Consider the following 15502-nt stretch of genomic DNA (forward strand, 5'->3'; position numbering starts at 1 on the left):
GTCAGAACCACCCTCCTTGGAGACCGACGATGACGAGCAGCGCCACGAGCCCCAGCGTTATCAGGGCCGCGTAGTTCGACACGACCCCCGTCTGGATCCGCTTCACGCGGCTCCCGCTGGCGAGGCTGACGCGGCTGATGCCGTTGACCGCGCCGTCGACGACCGTCTGGTCGAACTTGTTGGCGGCGCGGGCGATGGGCTGCGTGACGCCCTCGGCGAGCCACACCTGGTACTCGTCCTGGTAGTAGTTGTGCGCGAGCAGCGTCTTGATGCCCCCGAGCTTCTCGGTGTGGGGCTCGGGGTCCGGAACGTTGTACAGGCGGTAGGCCAGCCCGGCACCGGCAAGCGCCAGCCCCAGCGAGATCGCCGCGGGCAGGTACGGGCCGATACTGCCGGCCTCGTAGTGGGCCGCCTCGTGGATCAGTTCCTCGTAGTGGTGGACCGAGGTGATCGTCTCCTCGGGCCCGTCGAGCCACTGGTGGAGGAACTCGATGTCCGCGCCGAGCAGGTCGGCGACGGGCACCATGTTGACGAAGCCGATGAACGTCGCCAGCAGGCCGAGCACGACCAGCGGTAGCTTGATCGACCAGCCGACCGGGTGCGGGTCGCGCGCGGTGTCGCTCCGCGGCTCGCCGTGGAACGTCAGGAACACCATCCGGAAGGTGTAGAAGCCGGTGAAGAACACGGCGATAAGTCCCATCGCGTACGCGCCGAGCAGGAGCGGCTGGTTGCCGAGGCCGTAGTGGAGCGCCTCGAACAGTATCTCGTCCTTGCTCCAGAACCCGGAGAACGGGACGATGCCGGCGAGCGCGAGTGCGCCCGCGAGGAACGTGTAGTAGGTGACGGGCGCTTTCGACTTCAGGCCGCCCATCTTCCACATGTCCTGCTCGTGGTGCATCAGGACGATGACCGAACCGGCACCGAGGAACAGCAGCGCCTTGAAGAACGCGTGGTTCATCAGGTGGAAGGTCCCGGCGACGAAGCCGCCCGCGCCGAGCCCGAGCATCATGTAGCCGTACTGCGAGATGGTCGAGTACGCGAGCACCTGCTTGATGTCGTCCTTGACGACGCCCATCGACGCCGCGAACAGCGCCGTGAAGCCGCCGACGAAGGCGATGAGCGCCAGCGCGGTCGGCGAGAGCGCGTAGAAGCCGTACATCCGCGCGACGAGGTAGACGCCGGCCGCGACCATCGTCGCCGCGTGGATGAGCGCGGAGACGGTGGTCGGACCCTCCATCGCGTCGGGCAGCCAGGTGTGCAGCGGGTACTGGGCGGACTTACCGATGACGCCGCCCAGCACGAGCAGCCCGAGCACCGTCACCCAGTTCTGCTCGCTCAGGCCGAGGAACGTGGTGAAGGAGCCCTCGCCCTCGACGAGGACGTGTTCGGCCATGACGGGGAACGACTCCGGCCCGGCGAACTGCGCCGTGCCGAACGTGGCGATGACCCCGACGACGCCGACCAGGAAGAAGTAGTCGCCGAAGCGCGTGACCAGGAACGCCTTCTTGGCGGCGCTGGCCGCGCTCTCGGTGCGGAACCAGAAGCCGATGAGCAGGTACGAGCAGAGCCCGACCAGCTCGAAGAACATGAACGCCATCAGCAGGTTGCTGGCGTACACGAACGAGAGCATGCTGAACGTGAACAGGCCCAGCTCGGCGTAGTAGCGCGGCAGGCCGGTCTCGCCCTCGTCGTTCATGTAGCCCAGGCTGAACACGTGGACGAGCAGCGCGACCAGGCTGACGATGACGAGCATCATCGCCGACAGCGGGTCGACGAGGATGCCGAACTGGAGGCTGATGCCGTCGGCGGCGACCCAGGTGTACAGGTCCGGTTCGTTGTACACCTCGCCGCCCGAGACGGTGACGAACGCCCAGATGGACAGCAGCAGGGAGCCGCCCGTCGCGGCGATCCCGGCGAACGCGCCCTTCTTGGGCATGTACTTCCCGACCGACAGGGCGATCAGGAACGATGCGAACGGAAGCAGGGAGATCGCGGGTGCGTATTCGTACATGCTGTTACCACCTCATCGTCGTCGCCTTCGTGACGTCCACGTCCCGGAAGTTCCGGTAGAGGACGAGGATGATGCCGATGCCGACGGCGACCTCGGCGGCGGCAAGCGCCATCGTGAACAGGCTGAACACCTGGCCCGTGAGGTTGCCGTGGTAGTGCGAGAACGCGATGAAGTTGATGTTGGCGGCGTTGAGCATGAGCTCGACCGACATCAGGAACAGCAGCGCGTTCCGCCGCGTGAGGATCCCGAAGAGGCCGATACAGAACACCGCGGCCGACAGCAGCAGGTAGTACTCGACGGCCACCGCCATCAGTCCTCACCCCCCGGACGGCCGCCGTCGGCGGCCGTCGGTTCCTCCTCGGCGTCCGATTTGAGCGGGTTGACCACCGCGCCGTCCTCCTCGCGCTTGGCGAGCATGACCGCGCCTTCGAGGGCGGCGTCGAGCGCGATGGCGATCACGATAAACGAGACCAGAAAGCCCTCGGCCGGGATCGTCTGGAGCGACGCCATGTCGAACATCGCGAGCCCGATGTTCTCCGTGATGCTCTCGCCGCCCGGGAACCCCGCCGAGTCGCCGAACTCCGCGGTGACGAACGTGTACGCGAAGACGGCGAACAGCGCGACGGCCCCGAGCCCCGGCAGGAGTTCCCTGCCGAGGCGTAACTTCGGCTTGCTGGTCATGTCTCGACCACCTCCTGGGCGTCGGTGTCGCGCGTGAACATCACGGCGAACGTGACGAGGATGAGGACCCCGCCCACGTAGACGAGGACCTGCATCGCTGCGAGGAACTCGGCCTGCAGCATCACGTAATGCACCGCGACGCTGAGCAGCGCGACGCCGAGCAGCAGTGCGGAATGCCACACGTCCCGCATCAGCACGACGCCGAGACTGCTCGCCACCGTGATGGCGGCAAACAGCGCGAACGCGATGGTCTCGTAAGGTGCCATTGGTACACTCTCTTGCCGGGCGCCCTTTCAAGATTTCGAGACAGCGACGAGACAGCAGGCCGGATCCGGGAGCGGCCTCCCGGCGTACGTCCAGTTCGTGTTATGTGGTACCAATAGCCGACCCGAACGTATTCGTTCCCTGTGCGTACGGGCGTACAGCCGGCTAACAGTCCGGTACTGAGGATAAGCGGCGTCACGGCAACAACGGATACGCCGGTCGAAAGAACCGAAGCCGCAGAACGGAACGGCCTACTGGTAGTCCAGTTCGCCTTCGCCCTCGCCGATCCACGCACCGCGGTCCGGTTCGCGGGATTCGAGCGGGTCGGTATCCACCACCTTTTTCCGCTCGGGTTCGCCTCCGGCGAACCACTCGCGCAAAAACGTGGGCGAAAAAACGGGACCTCACTTCGTTCGGTCCCGGGAATCACAGGAGCGGACCTGCGAGACGGTGACGGTTACTGGTAGTCCAGTTCGCCTTCGCCCTCGCCGATCCACGCACCGCGGTCCGGTTCCCGGGATTCGAGCGGGTCGATGTCCTTGTACCACGGGACGTTCTTCAGCTGTTCCTTGTTGTACACCAGGTCGTCCTTGGTGTCGCCCGTGAACTCGAAGTTCTGGGTCAGCAGGATGGCGTCGACGGGGCAGACCTCCTCGCACAGCCGGCAGTAGATGCACTGGCCGATGTGGAGGTTGTACTGCTCGCCGTTGCGCTGGTCGTCGGTGACGATCTGGATCGTGTCGTTCGGGCAGACGTTCTCGCACTGCCGGCACCAGATGCACCGCTCCTGACTGAACTTGTGGACGCCCCGGAACCGCGGGCTGACCTCGGGTGCGGTCTCGGGGTACTCGACGGTGAACGTGTTGCCGTCGAGCGCGTGTTTCATCGTCGTCGCCATCGATTTGAGCAGTCCGATCATGCTATCACTCCCACGATGATGGCCGTGAGCACCAGGTTAGCGAAGGAGAGCACGAGCATCCCCTTCCAGCCGATCTCGATGAGCTGGTCGATACGAACGCGCGGGATCGCCGAGCGACACCACTGGGTGAACAGGAAGACGGCCCAGATCTTGACGATGAACCAGACCAGCCCCGGCAGCACGGGACCGGCGGGACCGCCGAGGAACACCGTCGCGATGATGGCGCCGCCGAGGAAGATGTGCAGGAACTCGCCCAGGTAGAACAGGACGAAGTAGACGGAGGAGTACTCCGTCTGGTACCCGGCGACGATCTCCGTCGGCGCTTCCGGCGTGTCGAACGGGTTGCGGCCGACCTCCGCGAGGTTCGCCACCACGAACAGCACGAACGCGAACGGGTTGACGAAGGCGAACCACGACGGGATCGTGACCCCGGCGAGCGTCACCAGCGGCTCGGCCTGCTGTTCGACGATGGTCGACAGCTGGAGCGAGCCGGTGAAGATGACGACCGAGGCCGCGGTGATGACCAGCGGGATCTCGTAGGCGACGTTCTGCGCGATCGCGCGCAGGCCGCCGAGCAGCGAGAACTTGTTCGCCGACGCGTACCCGCCCATCGCCAGCCCGACGCTCGCGATGCCGGCGACGGCGAACACGTACGCGAGGCCGACCTCGGGGTCGGCCAGCTGGACGCCGCTCCCCATCGGGATGACGGCAAAGCCCAGCAGCGCCGACGACGCGACGACGATGGGAGCCAGGTCCCACGCCGGGCGGTCGACGTTCTCGGGGACGATCAGTTCCTTCGACAGCAGGCGGACCGCGTCGGCTACGATGATGAACAGGCCGAACGGCCCGATGCGGTTGACGGCGATGCGGTCCGTGAACGCGGCGGTGATCTTCCGCTTCGCCCACGGGCCGGCGACGGCCGCGTTCGTCAGCATCAGGACGCTGACCAGCGCGGCGGCCAGCAGCGCCGCGACGAGCTCGCCGGCGACGCCGTAGCCGCCGAAGCCGAGCATGTCGCTGATGCGCTGGGGAAGCAGCGGGCCGCCGCCCACCTGTGCGACCGCGCTCATCAGCGGTCCACCTCCCCGAGGATGATGTCGAGGCTACCCAGCGAGGCGATCATGTCGGCGATGTACTCGCCGTTTGCCATCTCCGGCAGCACCGAGAGGTTGTGGAAACAGGGGCTGCGGATCTTGAACCGGCCGGGCTTGTCCGTCCCGTCGCTCCGGATATAGATGCCGAGCTCGCCCTTCGCGCCCTCGACGGCGCGGTAGATCTCCGTGTCGGGGTCCGGCTTGAGCGTCCGCGGGACGTTGCTCTGGATCTCGCGGTCGTCCTCCGGCCAGTCCTCGAGCAGGTCGACACACTGCTCGATGATCTTCGCGGACTCCTCGACCTCCTGCAGGCGGACGAGCACGCGGGAGTAGTTGTCGCAGCCGTCCTCGGTGACGACGTCCCAGTCGAGCTCGTCGTAGTAGCCGTACGGGTCGTCGCGGCGCAGGTCGTAGTCGATGCCCGAACCGCGGGCGACCGGCCCGGTCGCGCCGTACTGCTTCGCCACCTCGGGTTCGAGGACGCCGGTGTCGAGACAGCGCGACTGGAAGATCTCGTTGCCCGTCAGCAGGTCGTGGTACTCCTCCAGGGCCGTCGGCAGCTCGTCGAGGAAGTCCCGGGTCTTCTCGAAGAACTCGTCGCGTGGTTCCGGCAGGTCCCAGGCGACGCCGCCGAGCCGGAAGTAGTTGAACATCATGCGCTGGCCGGTCAGGTCCTCCAGGATCGACTGGGTCCGCTCCCGGTCGCGCATGGCGTACATGAACACGGCGGTGAAGTCGCCGTACACGTCGAGTGCGAACGTACCGACCGCGAGCATGTGGGCGGCGATGCGACACAGTTCCGCGCCCATCGTCCGGATGACCTGCGCGTACTCCGGCACGTCGAGGTCAGCCAGGTCCTCCGCCGTGCGCGCGTACGCCCACTCGTTCAGCAGGCCCGCCGAGGCGTAGTCCCAGCGGTCGGGGTACGGCATGATCTGGTGGCGGTAGGTGCCCTGCTGGGCCATCTGCTCCTCGCAGCGGTGGAGGTAGCCGATGTCGGGCTCCACGTCCGCGACGGTCTCGCCGTCGAGGGTCGCCTCCAGGTGGAGGACGCCGTGGGTCGCCGGGTGGTGCGGCCCGATGTTGACGAACATCGTGTCGGACTCGGCGTCCATGTGGTCCTCCTCCAGGGGGTTGGCGTGTTCCTGGAAGGGGACGATCTGGGGCTTGTCCTGGTCGTAGTCACGGCCCATCGGGTGGCCCTGCCACGTCTCGGGGAGCAGGATGCGCCGCAGGTCGGGGTGGTCGTCGTACTCGATCCCGACGAGGTCGTAGGCCTCCCGCTCGTGCCAGTCCGCCGTGCGGAACACCGGCTCGGCGGACTCGCTGACCGGCTGGTCCCGCGGCGTCGGCACGACGACGCTGACCTCCTCGGTCGGGTCGTCGTACTTCCGCAGGTGGTAGATCGACTCGTAGCGGTCCTCGTACTCCTGGGCGGTGAGGCAGGCCAGGTGGTCGAAGCCGGCCTCGTCCCGGAGCGTCGACAGGGCGTCCTGCACCTCGTCGGGCCGGACGACGAACCCGTCGGCGTTCTTGTGGGACTCGCGGCCGATCGCCGTCTCGCCCAGCAGTTCCGCGAGCGCGTCGTAGTCGACGCCCTCGGTGACCGGGGCGGGGGATTCCTCCTGCGTGCTCATGGTGAATCAGCCCAGTTGTAGCGCATGACCAGCGTCTCCTCGTCTATCTCCTTTGCCAGTTCGTCGACGATCTCGTCCCGTTCGAGGTCGGCGAACTGCTCCAGTTCGTAGGGCTTGACCGTCACCGGCGCGGACTCGCCGTTGGCGATCCGCTCCTGAAGCTTGACGACGCCGTAGACGAGCGCCTCGGGGCGGGGCGGGCAGCCCGGGACGTGGATGTCGACCGGGATGACCTCCTCGGCCCCCTTCACGACGTTGTACCCCTCCTGGAACGGGCCGCCGGAGATGGTACACGAGCCCATGCCGACGACGAACTTCGGCTCGGGCATCTGGTCGTAGACGCGCTTCATCCGGGGCGAGAACTTCGAGACGATGGTGCCCGGAACGATCATCACGTCGGCCTGGCGCGGCGAGGCGCGCGGGACGCCCGACCCGAACCGGTCCAGGTCGTGCTTGACCGCGTAGGTATGCATCATCTCGATGCTGCAGCAGGCGATCCCGAACTGCAGCATGAACATCGACGACCCCCGCACCCAGTTCATGAACTTGTCGAACTTCGTGAGGATGAACGGGGACGCGCCGAACGCCTCGCGCAGCTTCGAGTTGAAGCGGTCGTCGACGCCCTCGCCCATGCGGGCCTCGCGCGTCTTGGTCTGTGGGGCTGTACTGTCGACGATCGACTCCCGCGGGTTATCGCTGCTCATTGGTTACCCTCCGTGTTTGCTGCGGGCTCCGTGCCCACTCGACTGCGCCGTTGCGCCACGCCCACGCGAGTGCGACGACGAGAACGCCGACGAACACGAGCATCGGTGCGAGCACCTGCATCAGACTCGCCCCGTTCTCCAGCGCCGAGCGGTACATGACCGTCCACGGGAAGATGAGGACGGTCTCGATGTCGAAGACGAGAAACAGCAGGGCGACCATGTAGTACTGGATGTTGAACCGGATCTTGGTGCCCCCCGTCGGGATCTCGCCGCTCTCGTAGGTGGCGCGTTTGCTGTCTTCCGGGACGCTCGGCCGGAGGAGACTCGACACCGCCATCATTCCGAGCGGAATGAGGAGTCCCACCAGACCTAGCGCGCCGACTGCTATCCACTGGTTCATTCTCCGTAACGTGCGCAGGTTAGAAACGCACCCATATAAGGGTTGATTCTTGCCGTTTTGCCGGTATTCGATTCCGCCGCGGTTCCAGTCGGTTCGATCCGGGTGTTGCGGGCGGCCGGCGCGAACCGCGCCCGTCCGCTACCGCTCGCGGAAGCCGGGCGTCCCGAGTTCGTGGAGGTCCCGGGAGACTTCGCCGACGTCCTGCTGGAGGCCGTCGTGGTAGGCGACCAGCCGGTCCCGGAGCACCTCGTGCTCGCGCGCGAGGATCTGTACTGCGGACAGCGCGGCGTTGAACGACTTCCCCGCGTCGACGGCGACCAGCGGCGCGCCGGTCGGCATCCCGATGACCGAGTCGACTGACTTCTCCTGGACGGGGACGCCGATAGTCGGAACCGGGTAGGCGATGGAGGCGGTCATGTTCGGGAGGTCTGCGGATTTCCCGCCGGCCCCCGCGATGATCACGTCGACGCCGCGGTCCGCGGCCGTTTCCGCGTACGCGTACATCAGTTCCGGCGTCCGGTGGGCGGAGACGACGTACGTCTCGAAGGTGAACCGCACCTCCGGGGGGTCGTCGTAGTCGGTCACCTCCTCGAAGCCCAGTTCCCGGAGCGCGTCGTACGCGCCGGGGTCGTCGTCAGTGCCCATCATCACGTCGAGGTCGGAGTCGCTCCCCATCACGATCCCCACGTCGGGGGTCTCGGCGGGGTCCCGGTCCCGTTCGGCCTCGGCTTCGAGCGATGCGATCAGGTCGGAGACGGAGTCTGCCTGTGTCATGGTGTGCTACTCGAACGTCAGTTCGTCGCGGGCCGCGCGGGCCCGGGAGAGCGCGTCGTCGCCGACGGCGGTCACGTGGCCCATCTTCCGGAGCGGGTACACCTCGCGCTTGCCGTACCAGTGGAAGCCGACGCCCGGCGCCGCGAGCGCTTCGTCGACGCCCGCCAGCGCCGCCGACCGGCGCTCGTCGACGTCGCCCAGCACGTTCGCCATCGCCGTCGGTGCACGCAGGTCGGTGGCACCGAGGGGGCGGCCCGTGACCGCCCGGACGTGCTGCTCGAACTGCGAGGCCAGCGCCCCCTCGATCGTCCAGTGGCCGGAGTTGTGGGGCCGCGGCGCGATCTCGTTGACCGAGATGTCGCCGTCGGGGGTCTCGAACAGTTCGATCCCGTAGGTCCCGCGCCCGTCGAGCAGGTCGAGCACGTCGCGGGCGACCGTCTGCGCGCGTTCGCGGACGGCGTCGGTCGTCCGGGCCGGCACGACCGTCTCCCGGAGGATCTCCTCCTCGTGGACGTTCTCCCCGACGGGGAACGTGGCGACCTCGCCGTCGCCCTTGACGCCGATGACCGACACCTCGCGCTCGAAGTCGACGAACGACTCGACCATCGCGCCGCCGTCCCCGGCGCCGACTGCCTCCAGCACCGACTCGGCGTCGGCGGGGTCGGTTATCGGCGCGTTGCCGCGGCCGTCGTAGCCGCCGGTGCGGGCTTTCACCATCGCGGGCGTCCCGAGGTCGTCGAGCGCGTCGCGCAGTTCCGCGGCGTCGTCGACGGCGCGGAACGGCGGGACGGGGATCCCGGCGTCGGCGAGCGCCCGCTTCTGGACGAGCTTGTCCTGGATCGTCCGCAGCGTGTCCGGGTCCGGGTGGACGGGGGCGCCGGCCGCCTCGCCCGCCGATTCGAGCAGGTCCGGGTCCGCGAGTTCTATCTCGAAGGTGAGGAAGTCCGACCGCTCCGCGAGCTCGCGGACGGCCGCCTCGTCGTCGAATTCGGCGACGATCTGGTCGCGGACGACCGGCGACGCGGGGCAGTCCGGCGTCGGGTCGAGGACGACCAGCTCGACGCCGAGCGGCGACGCGGCCTCGGCGAGCATCCGGCCGAGCTGGCCGCCGCCGACCACGCCGAGCGTCGGTCCGGGCGTCGACAGCGGTGGTGTCATGTGAGCGGGCGTTTCCCGCGTCGTCGTTTAACTACGTCGATTCGTTCAGCGCCGCGCGGTCGACGTAGACGACGATCTCCGTCCCCGGCGCGGTGAGTTCGTGCGTGTGGGCGTCGTACCCGTCGAGGGAGCCCTCGATGGCGTCGGTCGCGTTCGCGCGGGCGACGACGACCGGCGGCGACTCCTCGGCGAGCGTCTCGTTGAACGCCGCCGTCCCGGCGACGCTGGCCGACTCCGCCCCGGCCGCCTCGAAGTACCACGGGAGCGGCAGGCGGTGGTACCAGTTGCCGTTGTTCTCCACCATGACCCCGTTGTCGTCGGTCACGTTCCGCACGGGGAGGCTGGCCGCCCGGCTCTCGTTGTCGACGTGGAAGAACTCGCCGTAGTAGAGCACCCCGACGCCGTCGCTCCCGCCGGCGGCCGCGGTCGCGTCGTCGAGCGTCCCGCGCAGTTCGCCGGCGGGCTGGCCGTACTGGACCATCGGGTTGTCGGCGGACTGCGGGGCGACGTGGGCGTACTGGACGCCGGCACCGACCGTCCCGAGGACGACCGCCACGATCAGGATGGCGGCGACCGCCGTCCGCAGCGGGCTGTCCTCGGCGAGCGACGTCGCGCCCCAGCGGTACACCAGCGCGAGGCCGACCGCGGCCGGCAGCGCGAGCGGGACGACGACGTGGACGAGCGTCCAGGCCGCCTTCGTCGCGCTGACGATGGGGTAGAACACGAGGCTCGCCCCGGCCCAGTACGCGCCGAGCGCGACCAGGTCGCGGGGGCCGTCGTCGGCGTAGCGGTCCGCCACGAACCCGGCGACGGCGAGCACCGTCACCGGGGCGGCCGCGACCGCGAGCGTCCGGACGTAGTACACCAGCCACGAGATGTACGGGTGGCTCAACTGGGCCCCGCTCGTCCAGAACCCGACCCGGTCCCAGGTGTCGGCCAGCGCCGCATCGACGACCGCCGGCAGGAGCGTCGGGTCGGCGAGGGCGTTCCCGAGCGTCGCGCCCGCGTCGCCCCGCGGCGCGTAGAACAGGACGAGCACGAGGACGACCTCGACGGCCGCCAGCATGACCGGGCCGCTCCAGTACCGCAGGTCGTCGGCGCGGGTCGTCACGGCTTCCCGGAGTCGGGCGACCGGGTCGGTCGCCGCGCCGTCCGCGTCGGCCGTCGCGTCCTCGGTGCCCGCCGGTTCGCCCCCGTCGGCCGACGCCGCCGGCTCCGTGGCGCGCAGGACCCGGCCGTCGAGCAGGAGCAGGCCGCCGCCGACCCACGCCAGCAGGTACAGGAGGGCGTTCTCCTTCGTCGTCAGCCCGAGGCCCAGCGCGAGCGCGCCGGCGTAGAGGTGCCACGCCGACCCGCGGTCGTACGCCCGGACGAGAAAGCCCAGCGCGAACACCATGAACCCGGCGACGAGGACGTCGTTTCGCATGAACCGCGAGTAGTACAGCAGGACCGGGTTCAGCGCGAGAAAGAGGGCGAACGCGACCGTCTCGTCGTCGGCCAGCCGCGAGCGAAAGAGGAGGGCGGCGAGCGGGAGCGCCCCGCCGACCAGCGCGACGACCAGCCGCGCCGCGAAGTCCGTCGGCCCGAGCAGGCCGAACAGGAACTCGTTGACGTGAAAGAGGAACGGGCCGTGGAGCGCGGGGTCGTACGTCCACGCGCCCGTGTCGGCGTACCGCAGGACGGCGTAGCCGATCCGACCCTCGTCCCAGTGGGCGACCCGGGACCCGAGGCCGACCAGCCGGACCAGCAACGCGAGGGCGGCGAGCCCGACGACCGCCGCCGCGGTCCGGTCGCGGCGCGGGTCGCGGGCGGAGGATTCGTCTGCCATCGGTTCCCTCACCGTGGCCCCGGGTTGAAACTCTTTATCTTCCGACCGGCCGCCAGTGTCGCCACGAACGGCAGTCCTTATGTTCGCGGTCCCGGAACCGTCGGGTATGGTAACGCTCGGACTGGTGGTCGCGGAGTTCAACGCTCCGGTCACCGAGGAGATGGAGCGGTCGGCGCGGGCGGCCGCCGACGAGGCCGACGCCGAGGTCGCGGAGACGCTCTACGTCCCCGGCGCGTACGACTCGCCGCTGGCGGCCGACCGGCTGGCCCGCCGCGACGGGATCGACGCCGTCGCGGTCGTCGGCGCGATAATCACCGGCGACACCGACCACGACCAGGTGATCGCCGAGGCGGCGTACGGCCGGCTCACCGACGTGAGCCTCGACCGCGACACGCCGGTCACCCTCGGGATATCCGGCCCCGGGATGAGCGCCGACGAGGCCCGAGCGCGTACCGACAACGGCGCGAAGGCGGTCGAGAGCGCCGTCCAACTCGCCGAGGAACTATGACCATGGACTTCGCCAACAGAGTCGAACGAGTCGAACCGAGCGCGACGCTTGCGATCAGCGACAAGGCGTCCGAACTGGAGGCAGAGGGCGTCGACGTCGTGGACCTGAGCGTCGGCGAACCGGACTTCCCGACCCCAGAGAACATCGTCGAGGCCGGCCAGGCCGCGATGGACGCGGGCCACACCGGCTACACGCCGTCGAAGGGCATCCCCGAACTCCGCGAGGCGATCGCCGAGTACCTGCGGGACGACTGCGGGCTTGGCTACGAGGCCGACAACGTCATCGTCACGCCCGGCGGCAAGCAGGCGCTGTTCGAGACGTTCCAGTCGCTGATCGACGACGGCGACGAGGTCGTCCTGCTGGACCCGGCGTGGGTCTCCTACGAGGCGATGGTGAAGCTCTCGGACGGGAGCGTCTCCCGCGTCGACACCGCTTCCCACGACTTCCAGCTGGAGCCGGCGCTCGACGACCTGGCCGAGACGGTGTCGGACGACACCGAACTGCTCGTCGTCAACTCGCCGGGCAACCCCCACGGCGCGGTGTACTCCGACGCCGCGCTGGAGGGCGTCCGCGACCTGGCCGTCGAGCACGACCTCACGGTCATCTCCGACGAGATATACCGCGAGATCACCTACGGCGCGGAGCCGACCAGCCTCGGCACCCTCGACGGGATGGCCGAGCGCACGGTGACGGTGAACGGCTTCTCCAAGGCCTACTCGATGACCGGCTGGCGGCTCGGCTACGTCGCCGCGCCGGAGGCCCTCATCGACCAGGCCGGGAAGCTCCACTCCCACTCCGTCTCGTGTGCGACCAACTTCGTCCAGCACGCTGGCGTCGAGGCCCTGGCAAACACCGACGAGGCCGTCGCCGAGATGGCCGAGGCGTTCGAGGAGCGCCGAGACATGCTGGTCGACCTGTTCGCCGACCACGGCGTCGACGTGGCCACGCCCGACGGCGCGTTCTACATGATGCTGCCCGTCGACGAGGACTGCGCTGCTCTGGAAGAGCAGCGAGTTGGAGACGGTGAAACCGTCGACACCGCGTGGTGCGAGGGCGCCATCGAGGACGCCCACGTCGCCACGGTGCCGGGCAGCGCCTTCGGCACGCCGGGCTACGCCCGCATCTCCTACGCCAACAGCAAGGAGCGGCTCCGCGAGGCCGTCGACCGGTTGTCCGCGGACGGCTACCTGTAACGCCGCGCGTGGGTCCCTGTCCGGGCGTCAACCCGCCGTCAGGGCCGCTTCGCCTGCAGTATCGGTATTTCGTCGATCTTCTCGTCGTCCAGCGCCGCCCAGTCGACGCCGTCCGGTTTTTCGTACTCGCCTCCGGTCGCTATCGTCCGCTCGGGCGTGACGACGTGGTCCATCGGCACGTCGTGGGCGTCGTGGGGGAGGACCTCGTCGGCGACCTGTAGCTCGTGGACGGTCGTGACGACCGTCGTGTCGTCGCCGACCAGTCCGACCTCGCGCAACAGCGCGAACTCCAGGTCGCTGTACCCCTCGCCTTTCCCGATCCGCGCGCCGCGGTCGTCGACGGCGACGCTGCCGGAGACGATCAGGTCGACCGCGCTCATCCCCTCGGGCGCGACCTGCACGCCGAGTTCGTCCGCGCCGGAGATGGTCGTCGCCTCGTCGTAGTCGTCGATCCGCTCGGGGTCGAGTTCGAGGAAGGGCCGCTCGTCGGCCAGCCGCGGGACCGCGACATAGACGGTCTTGCCCGCCTCCAGCGCGCGGCGGCGGACGGGCCGCTGCGGCGAGTCGGGGTTCGCCTTGATGGCGTCGGCGTCCTGCCACGCGTCCAGGTCGGTCAGCCGCTCGGCCGCCGCTTTCGCCCCGGCGAAGTTGGGGATCCGGCCGTGGGGCGGGAACGGGAACCGCGCCTCGCCGCTCTCCTCCAGGTCGTCCCAGACGCGCTCGCGGAGTTCCTGCTTGTCCATATCGGTCCCTGTCGGGCGGGCCTAATAGAACGCGCCGGTCGTGCCGCCGCGAGGCTCACCCGCTCCGGCAGTCCGCCTCGAACGCGGGTTCGCCGTTCTCGACCGTCGCCTCCACGAGGAAGTCGCCACACTCCAGCGGGTCCCACGTTCGGCCGCGCTGTCCCGCCGGGGTGTTGACGGCGACCTCGTGTTGCTCGTCGGTCGCGCGGACCGTGGCGACCATCTCCTCGGACCCTGCCATGTTCGCGGGGAGTTCCCCCGTGAAACTGTTCGTCGTGCGCCCGGCCCGCCGGACGACGACCTCGAACTCGCGCTCGACGCGGTCCAGGTTCCTGATCCGGACCGTTACCGTCGCCTCCTCGGCCGTCCGTTCGGCCCCCTCATCGTTCGATCCGGAGAGACACCCCGAGAGCCCCCCGACGAGGCCGACGCCGGACAGCGAGAGGAGTCGTCGCCGCCCGACCATCGCCCCGTCGCCGTGTTCAGTCATGTTGCATACGTTTCCGTGAACCGACAAAACGGTTCGCCCGCGCCGCCGGCCCGCAGTTTACCCGCGCTCCTCGACGATCCGGTCTAAGATGTCGCCGGTCGAGAGCAGTTCGCCCTCGAACCGCGGCTCGCGGGCCGAGGCCCTGCGGAGTTCGCAGTCGATCCCCCGGCGGTCCAGTTCGTCGGCGATGGCGTCCTCGTCGTGGTGCTGGTCGTGGCCCAGCACGATGTAGTCCGGCGCTATCTCCTCGATGGGGACGAAGATGTCCTCCCGGTGGCCGAGGCGGGCGCGGTCGACGACGTCGAGCGCGTCGACCATGTCCCGCCGCTGGCGGTCGGGGAGCACCGGCGGCGCCTTGTGCGTGACGTTCCCGCGCCGGGCGACGATGACGTGGAGTTCGTCGCCGAGTTCGGCCGCCTCCCGCAGGTAGTGGACGTGGCCCGGGTGGAGAACGTCGAACGTGCCCTGTGCGATCACCCTCGTCGTGTGTGCGTTCATCGTCCCAAGTCGTCGTCGCGGAGTTCGTCGTCGATGTCCATCTGTGTGAAATCGAAGAAGTCCTCGGCGTCCGGGACGGGGACGTCGATCACGTCCAGGTCCCGGGGGTCGCCGTAGCGGTCGAAGGCGCGCCAGTCGCCGCGGCCGTACGGCGCGCCGATGATGATGTGGACGTCGCCGGAGCCGAACGTCGACAGGTCCGCGTCGCTCGGCCGGAGGACGCCGTTGGGGTGGGAGTGGACCGACCCGAGCGACTGCACGTCGTTTGGCTTCATGCTCGTCTTCACGGTCGCGCTCACCGGGTTCGACTCGGTACCGGGGATCACGACGACGTCGGTGATGACCGTGCCGTCGCGGTCCAGCCCGAGGTCGCGGGCGTCCATCCCCCGCAGAAAGCCCATGTACTCGTTCGGGTGCGCGTCCTCCGAGGCCTCCAGCGCGAACTCCAGCGTCTCGGCCGCGATGCCGAGGAGTTCGCTCGACCGGAACAGCGACCCGAACAGGCCCATGTCCGCCACTCGGGGACTGCGGATGCTAAACGTTCCGGATGCGGCGTGGGCCCGTCGTGATGCTTGACAAGCGTTAAACCCGGCGCTTCCG

The 15502-nt window shown here is 68.8% G+C and carries 18 protein-coding genes and 1 pseudogene; 2 read left to right on the top strand and 17 right to left on the bottom strand.

Annotated elements, in window-relative coordinates:
* Position 1: 1 nt before the first annotated feature.
* The 13 genes and pseudogenes from nuoL to EYW40_RS02630 all read right to left on the bottom strand — a co-directional run bounded on the left by nuoL (position 2) and on the right by EYW40_RS02630 (position 11470).
* Positions 2 to 2011, bottom strand: coding sequence for an NADH-quinone oxidoreductase subunit L (gene nuoL, locus EYW40_RS02570; protein WP_135820056.1), 2010 nt, complete (start codon positions 2009 to 2011; stop codon positions 2 to 4).
* 4 nt (positions 2012 to 2015) lie between these two features.
* Positions 2016 to 2321 carry an NADH-quinone oxidoreductase subunit NuoK gene (gene nuoK, locus EYW40_RS02575; protein WP_135820057.1) on the bottom strand — a complete coding sequence of 102 codons (306 nt, stop codon included), beginning with the start codon at positions 2319 to 2321 and terminating at the stop codon, positions 2016 to 2018.
* Positions 2321 to 2692, bottom strand: coding sequence for an NADH-quinone oxidoreductase subunit J (locus EYW40_RS02580; protein WP_135820058.1), 372 nt, complete (start codon positions 2690 to 2692; stop codon positions 2321 to 2323). The genes nuoK and EYW40_RS02580 overlap by 1 nt, the downstream gene beginning before the upstream one ends.
* Positions 2689 to 2958 (bottom strand): NADH-quinone oxidoreductase subunit J, encoded by a 270-nt coding sequence (locus EYW40_RS02585; protein WP_135820059.1) that lies wholly within the window; start codon positions 2956 to 2958, stop codon positions 2689 to 2691. The genes EYW40_RS02580 and EYW40_RS02585 overlap by 4 nt, the downstream gene beginning before the upstream one ends.
* Positions 2959 to 3207: 249 nt before the next feature.
* Positions 3208 to 3288 (bottom strand): annotated as a pseudogene (locus EYW40_RS02590) (NuoI/complex I 23 kDa subunit family protein); the annotation flags it as partial.
* 125 nt (positions 3289 to 3413) lie between these two features.
* Positions 3414 to 3875: a NuoI/complex I 23 kDa subunit family protein gene (locus EYW40_RS02595; RefSeq protein WP_135535564.1), complete on the bottom strand. Its 462-nt coding sequence runs from the start codon at positions 3873 to 3875 to the stop codon at positions 3414 to 3416.
* Positions 3872 to 4945, bottom strand: a complete 1074-nt coding sequence (locus tag EYW40_RS02600; protein ID WP_135820060.1) for a complex I subunit 1/NuoH family protein — start codon at positions 4943 to 4945, stop codon at positions 3872 to 3874. The genes EYW40_RS02595 and EYW40_RS02600 overlap by 4 nt, the downstream gene beginning before the upstream one ends.
* The gene (locus tag EYW40_RS02605) at positions 4945 to 6606 is read right to left on the bottom strand and encodes an NADH-quinone oxidoreductase subunit D (protein WP_135820061.1); all 1662 of its coding nucleotides are present in this window, start codon (positions 6604 to 6606) and stop codon (positions 4945 to 4947) included. Before EYW40_RS02605 ends, EYW40_RS02600 begins: the two co-directional genes overlap by 1 nt.
* Positions 6603 to 7310, bottom strand: a complete 708-nt coding sequence (locus EYW40_RS02610) for an NADH-quinone oxidoreductase subunit B (protein WP_135820062.1) — start codon at positions 7308 to 7310, stop codon at positions 6603 to 6605. The genes EYW40_RS02605 and EYW40_RS02610 overlap by 4 nt, the downstream gene beginning before the upstream one ends.
* Positions 7297 to 7710 carry an NADH-quinone oxidoreductase subunit A gene (locus EYW40_RS02615; RefSeq protein WP_135820063.1) on the bottom strand — a complete coding sequence of 138 codons (414 nt, stop codon included), beginning with the start codon at positions 7708 to 7710 and terminating at the stop codon, positions 7297 to 7299. Before EYW40_RS02615 ends, EYW40_RS02610 begins: the two co-directional genes overlap by 14 nt.
* Positions 7711 to 7848: 138 nt before the next feature.
* Positions 7849 to 8484, bottom strand: a complete 636-nt coding sequence (locus EYW40_RS02620; protein ID WP_135820064.1) for an AIR carboxylase family protein — start codon at positions 8482 to 8484, stop codon at positions 7849 to 7851.
* A 6-nt stretch (positions 8485 to 8490) separates the two neighbouring features.
* A complete protein-coding gene (locus EYW40_RS02625) occupies positions 8491 to 9642 on the bottom strand; it encodes a 5-(carboxyamino)imidazole ribonucleotide synthase (RefSeq protein ID WP_135820065.1) in 1152 nt (383 codons plus the stop codon).
* Positions 9643 to 9673: 31 nt separating this feature from the next.
* Positions 9674 to 11470 (bottom strand): flippase activity-associated protein Agl23, encoded by a 1797-nt coding sequence (locus EYW40_RS02630; RefSeq protein ID WP_135820066.1) that lies wholly within the window; start codon positions 11468 to 11470, stop codon positions 9674 to 9676.
* Positions 11471 to 11576: 106 nt separating this feature from the next.
* Here EYW40_RS02630 and ribH point away from each other — a divergent pair, with 106 nt between their 5' ends.
* Positions 11577 to 11978, top strand: a complete 402-nt coding sequence (gene ribH / locus EYW40_RS02635; RefSeq protein ID WP_135820067.1) for a 6,7-dimethyl-8-ribityllumazine synthase — start codon at positions 11577 to 11579, stop codon at positions 11976 to 11978.
* Positions 11975 to 13171, top strand: a complete 1197-nt coding sequence (locus tag EYW40_RS02640) for a pyridoxal phosphate-dependent aminotransferase (protein ID WP_135820068.1) — start codon at positions 11975 to 11977, stop codon at positions 13169 to 13171. The genes ribH and EYW40_RS02640 overlap by 4 nt, the downstream gene beginning before the upstream one ends.
* Positions 13172 to 13209: 38 nt before the next feature.
* Here the strand turns inward: EYW40_RS02640 and EYW40_RS02645 are convergent, their stop codons facing one another.
* From EYW40_RS02645 to EYW40_RS02660, 4 genes are read right to left on the bottom strand one after another with little or no spacing between them, the layout of a single operon-like run.
* Positions 13210 to 13914, bottom strand: coding sequence for a 5-formyltetrahydrofolate cyclo-ligase (locus tag EYW40_RS02645; RefSeq protein WP_135820069.1), 705 nt, complete (start codon positions 13912 to 13914; stop codon positions 13210 to 13212).
* Positions 13915 to 13969: 55 nt separating this feature from the next.
* Positions 13970 to 14404 (bottom strand): hypothetical protein, encoded by a 435-nt coding sequence (locus EYW40_RS02650; protein ID WP_135820070.1) that lies wholly within the window; start codon positions 14402 to 14404, stop codon positions 13970 to 13972.
* Between the two features lie 57 nt (positions 14405 to 14461).
* Positions 14462 to 14902, bottom strand: coding sequence for an FAD synthase family protein (locus EYW40_RS02655; protein WP_135820071.1), 441 nt, complete (start codon positions 14900 to 14902; stop codon positions 14462 to 14464).
* Entirely contained in the window at positions 14899 to 15411 is a 513-nt protein-coding gene (locus EYW40_RS02660; protein WP_135820072.1) for a Mov34/MPN/PAD-1 family protein, read from the bottom strand. Before EYW40_RS02660 ends, EYW40_RS02655 begins: the two co-directional genes overlap by 4 nt.
* Positions 15412 to 15502: the final 91 nt, after the last annotated feature.

The organism is Halostella litorea (genome assembly GCF_004785955.1).
In the GTDB taxonomy this organism is placed as follows: domain Archaea; phylum Halobacteriota; class Halobacteria; order Halobacteriales; family Natronoarchaeaceae; genus Halostella; species Halostella litorea.

Coding starts and splice junctions, on each gene's coding strand:
- EYW40_RS02625 (WP_135820065.1), bottom strand. CDS start 9,642: ATGACACCACCGCTGTCGACGCCCGGACCGACGCTCGGCGTGGTCGGC.
- EYW40_RS02640 (WP_135820068.1), top strand. CDS start 11,975: ATGACCATGGACTTCGCCAACAGAGTCGAACGAGTCGAACCGAGCGCG.
- EYW40_RS02655 (WP_135820071.1), bottom strand. CDS start 14,902: ATGAACGCACACACGACGAGGGTGATCGCACAGGGCACGTTCGACGTT.
- EYW40_RS02615 (WP_135820063.1), bottom strand. CDS start 7,710: ATGAACCAGTGGATAGCAGTCGGCGCGCTAGGTCTGGTGGGACTCCTC.
- EYW40_RS02595 (WP_135535564.1), bottom strand. CDS start 3,875: ATGATCGGACTGCTCAAATCGATGGCGACGACGATGAAACACGCGCTC.
- EYW40_RS02630 (WP_135820066.1), bottom strand. CDS start 11,470: ATGGCAGACGAATCCTCCGCCCGCGACCCGCGCCGCGACCGGACCGCG.
- EYW40_RS02580 (WP_135820058.1), bottom strand. CDS start 2,692: ATGACCAGCAAGCCGAAGTTACGCCTCGGCAGGGAACTCCTGCCGGGG.
- EYW40_RS02645 (WP_135820069.1), bottom strand. CDS start 13,914: ATGGACAAGCAGGAACTCCGCGAGCGCGTCTGGGACGACCTGGAGGAG.
- nuoK (WP_135820057.1), bottom strand. CDS start 2,321: ATGGCGGTGGCCGTCGAGTACTACCTGCTGCTGTCGGCCGCGGTGTTC.
- ribH (WP_135820067.1), top strand. CDS start 11,577: ATGGTAACGCTCGGACTGGTGGTCGCGGAGTTCAACGCTCCGGTCACC.
- EYW40_RS02610 (WP_135820062.1), bottom strand. CDS start 7,310: ATGAGCAGCGATAACCCGCGGGAGTCGATCGTCGACAGTACAGCCCCA.
- EYW40_RS02660 (WP_135820072.1), bottom strand. CDS start 15,411: ATGGGCCTGTTCGGGTCGCTGTTCCGGTCGAGCGAACTCCTCGGCATC.
- EYW40_RS02620 (WP_135820064.1), bottom strand. CDS start 8,484: ATGACACAGGCAGACTCCGTCTCCGACCTGATCGCATCGCTCGAAGCC.
- nuoL (WP_135820056.1), bottom strand. CDS start 2,011: ATGTACGAATACGCACCCGCGATCTCCCTGCTTCCGTTCGCATCGTTC.
- EYW40_RS02605 (WP_135820061.1), bottom strand. CDS start 6,606: ATGAGCACGCAGGAGGAATCCCCCGCCCCGGTCACCGAGGGCGTCGAC.
- EYW40_RS02600 (WP_135820060.1), bottom strand. CDS start 4,945: ATGAGCGCGGTCGCACAGGTGGGCGGCGGCCCGCTGCTTCCCCAGCGC.
- EYW40_RS02650 (WP_135820070.1), bottom strand. CDS start 14,404: ATGACTGAACACGGCGACGGGGCGATGGTCGGGCGGCGACGACTCCTC.
- EYW40_RS02585 (WP_135820059.1), bottom strand. CDS start 2,958: ATGGCACCTTACGAGACCATCGCGTTCGCGCTGTTTGCCGCCATCACG.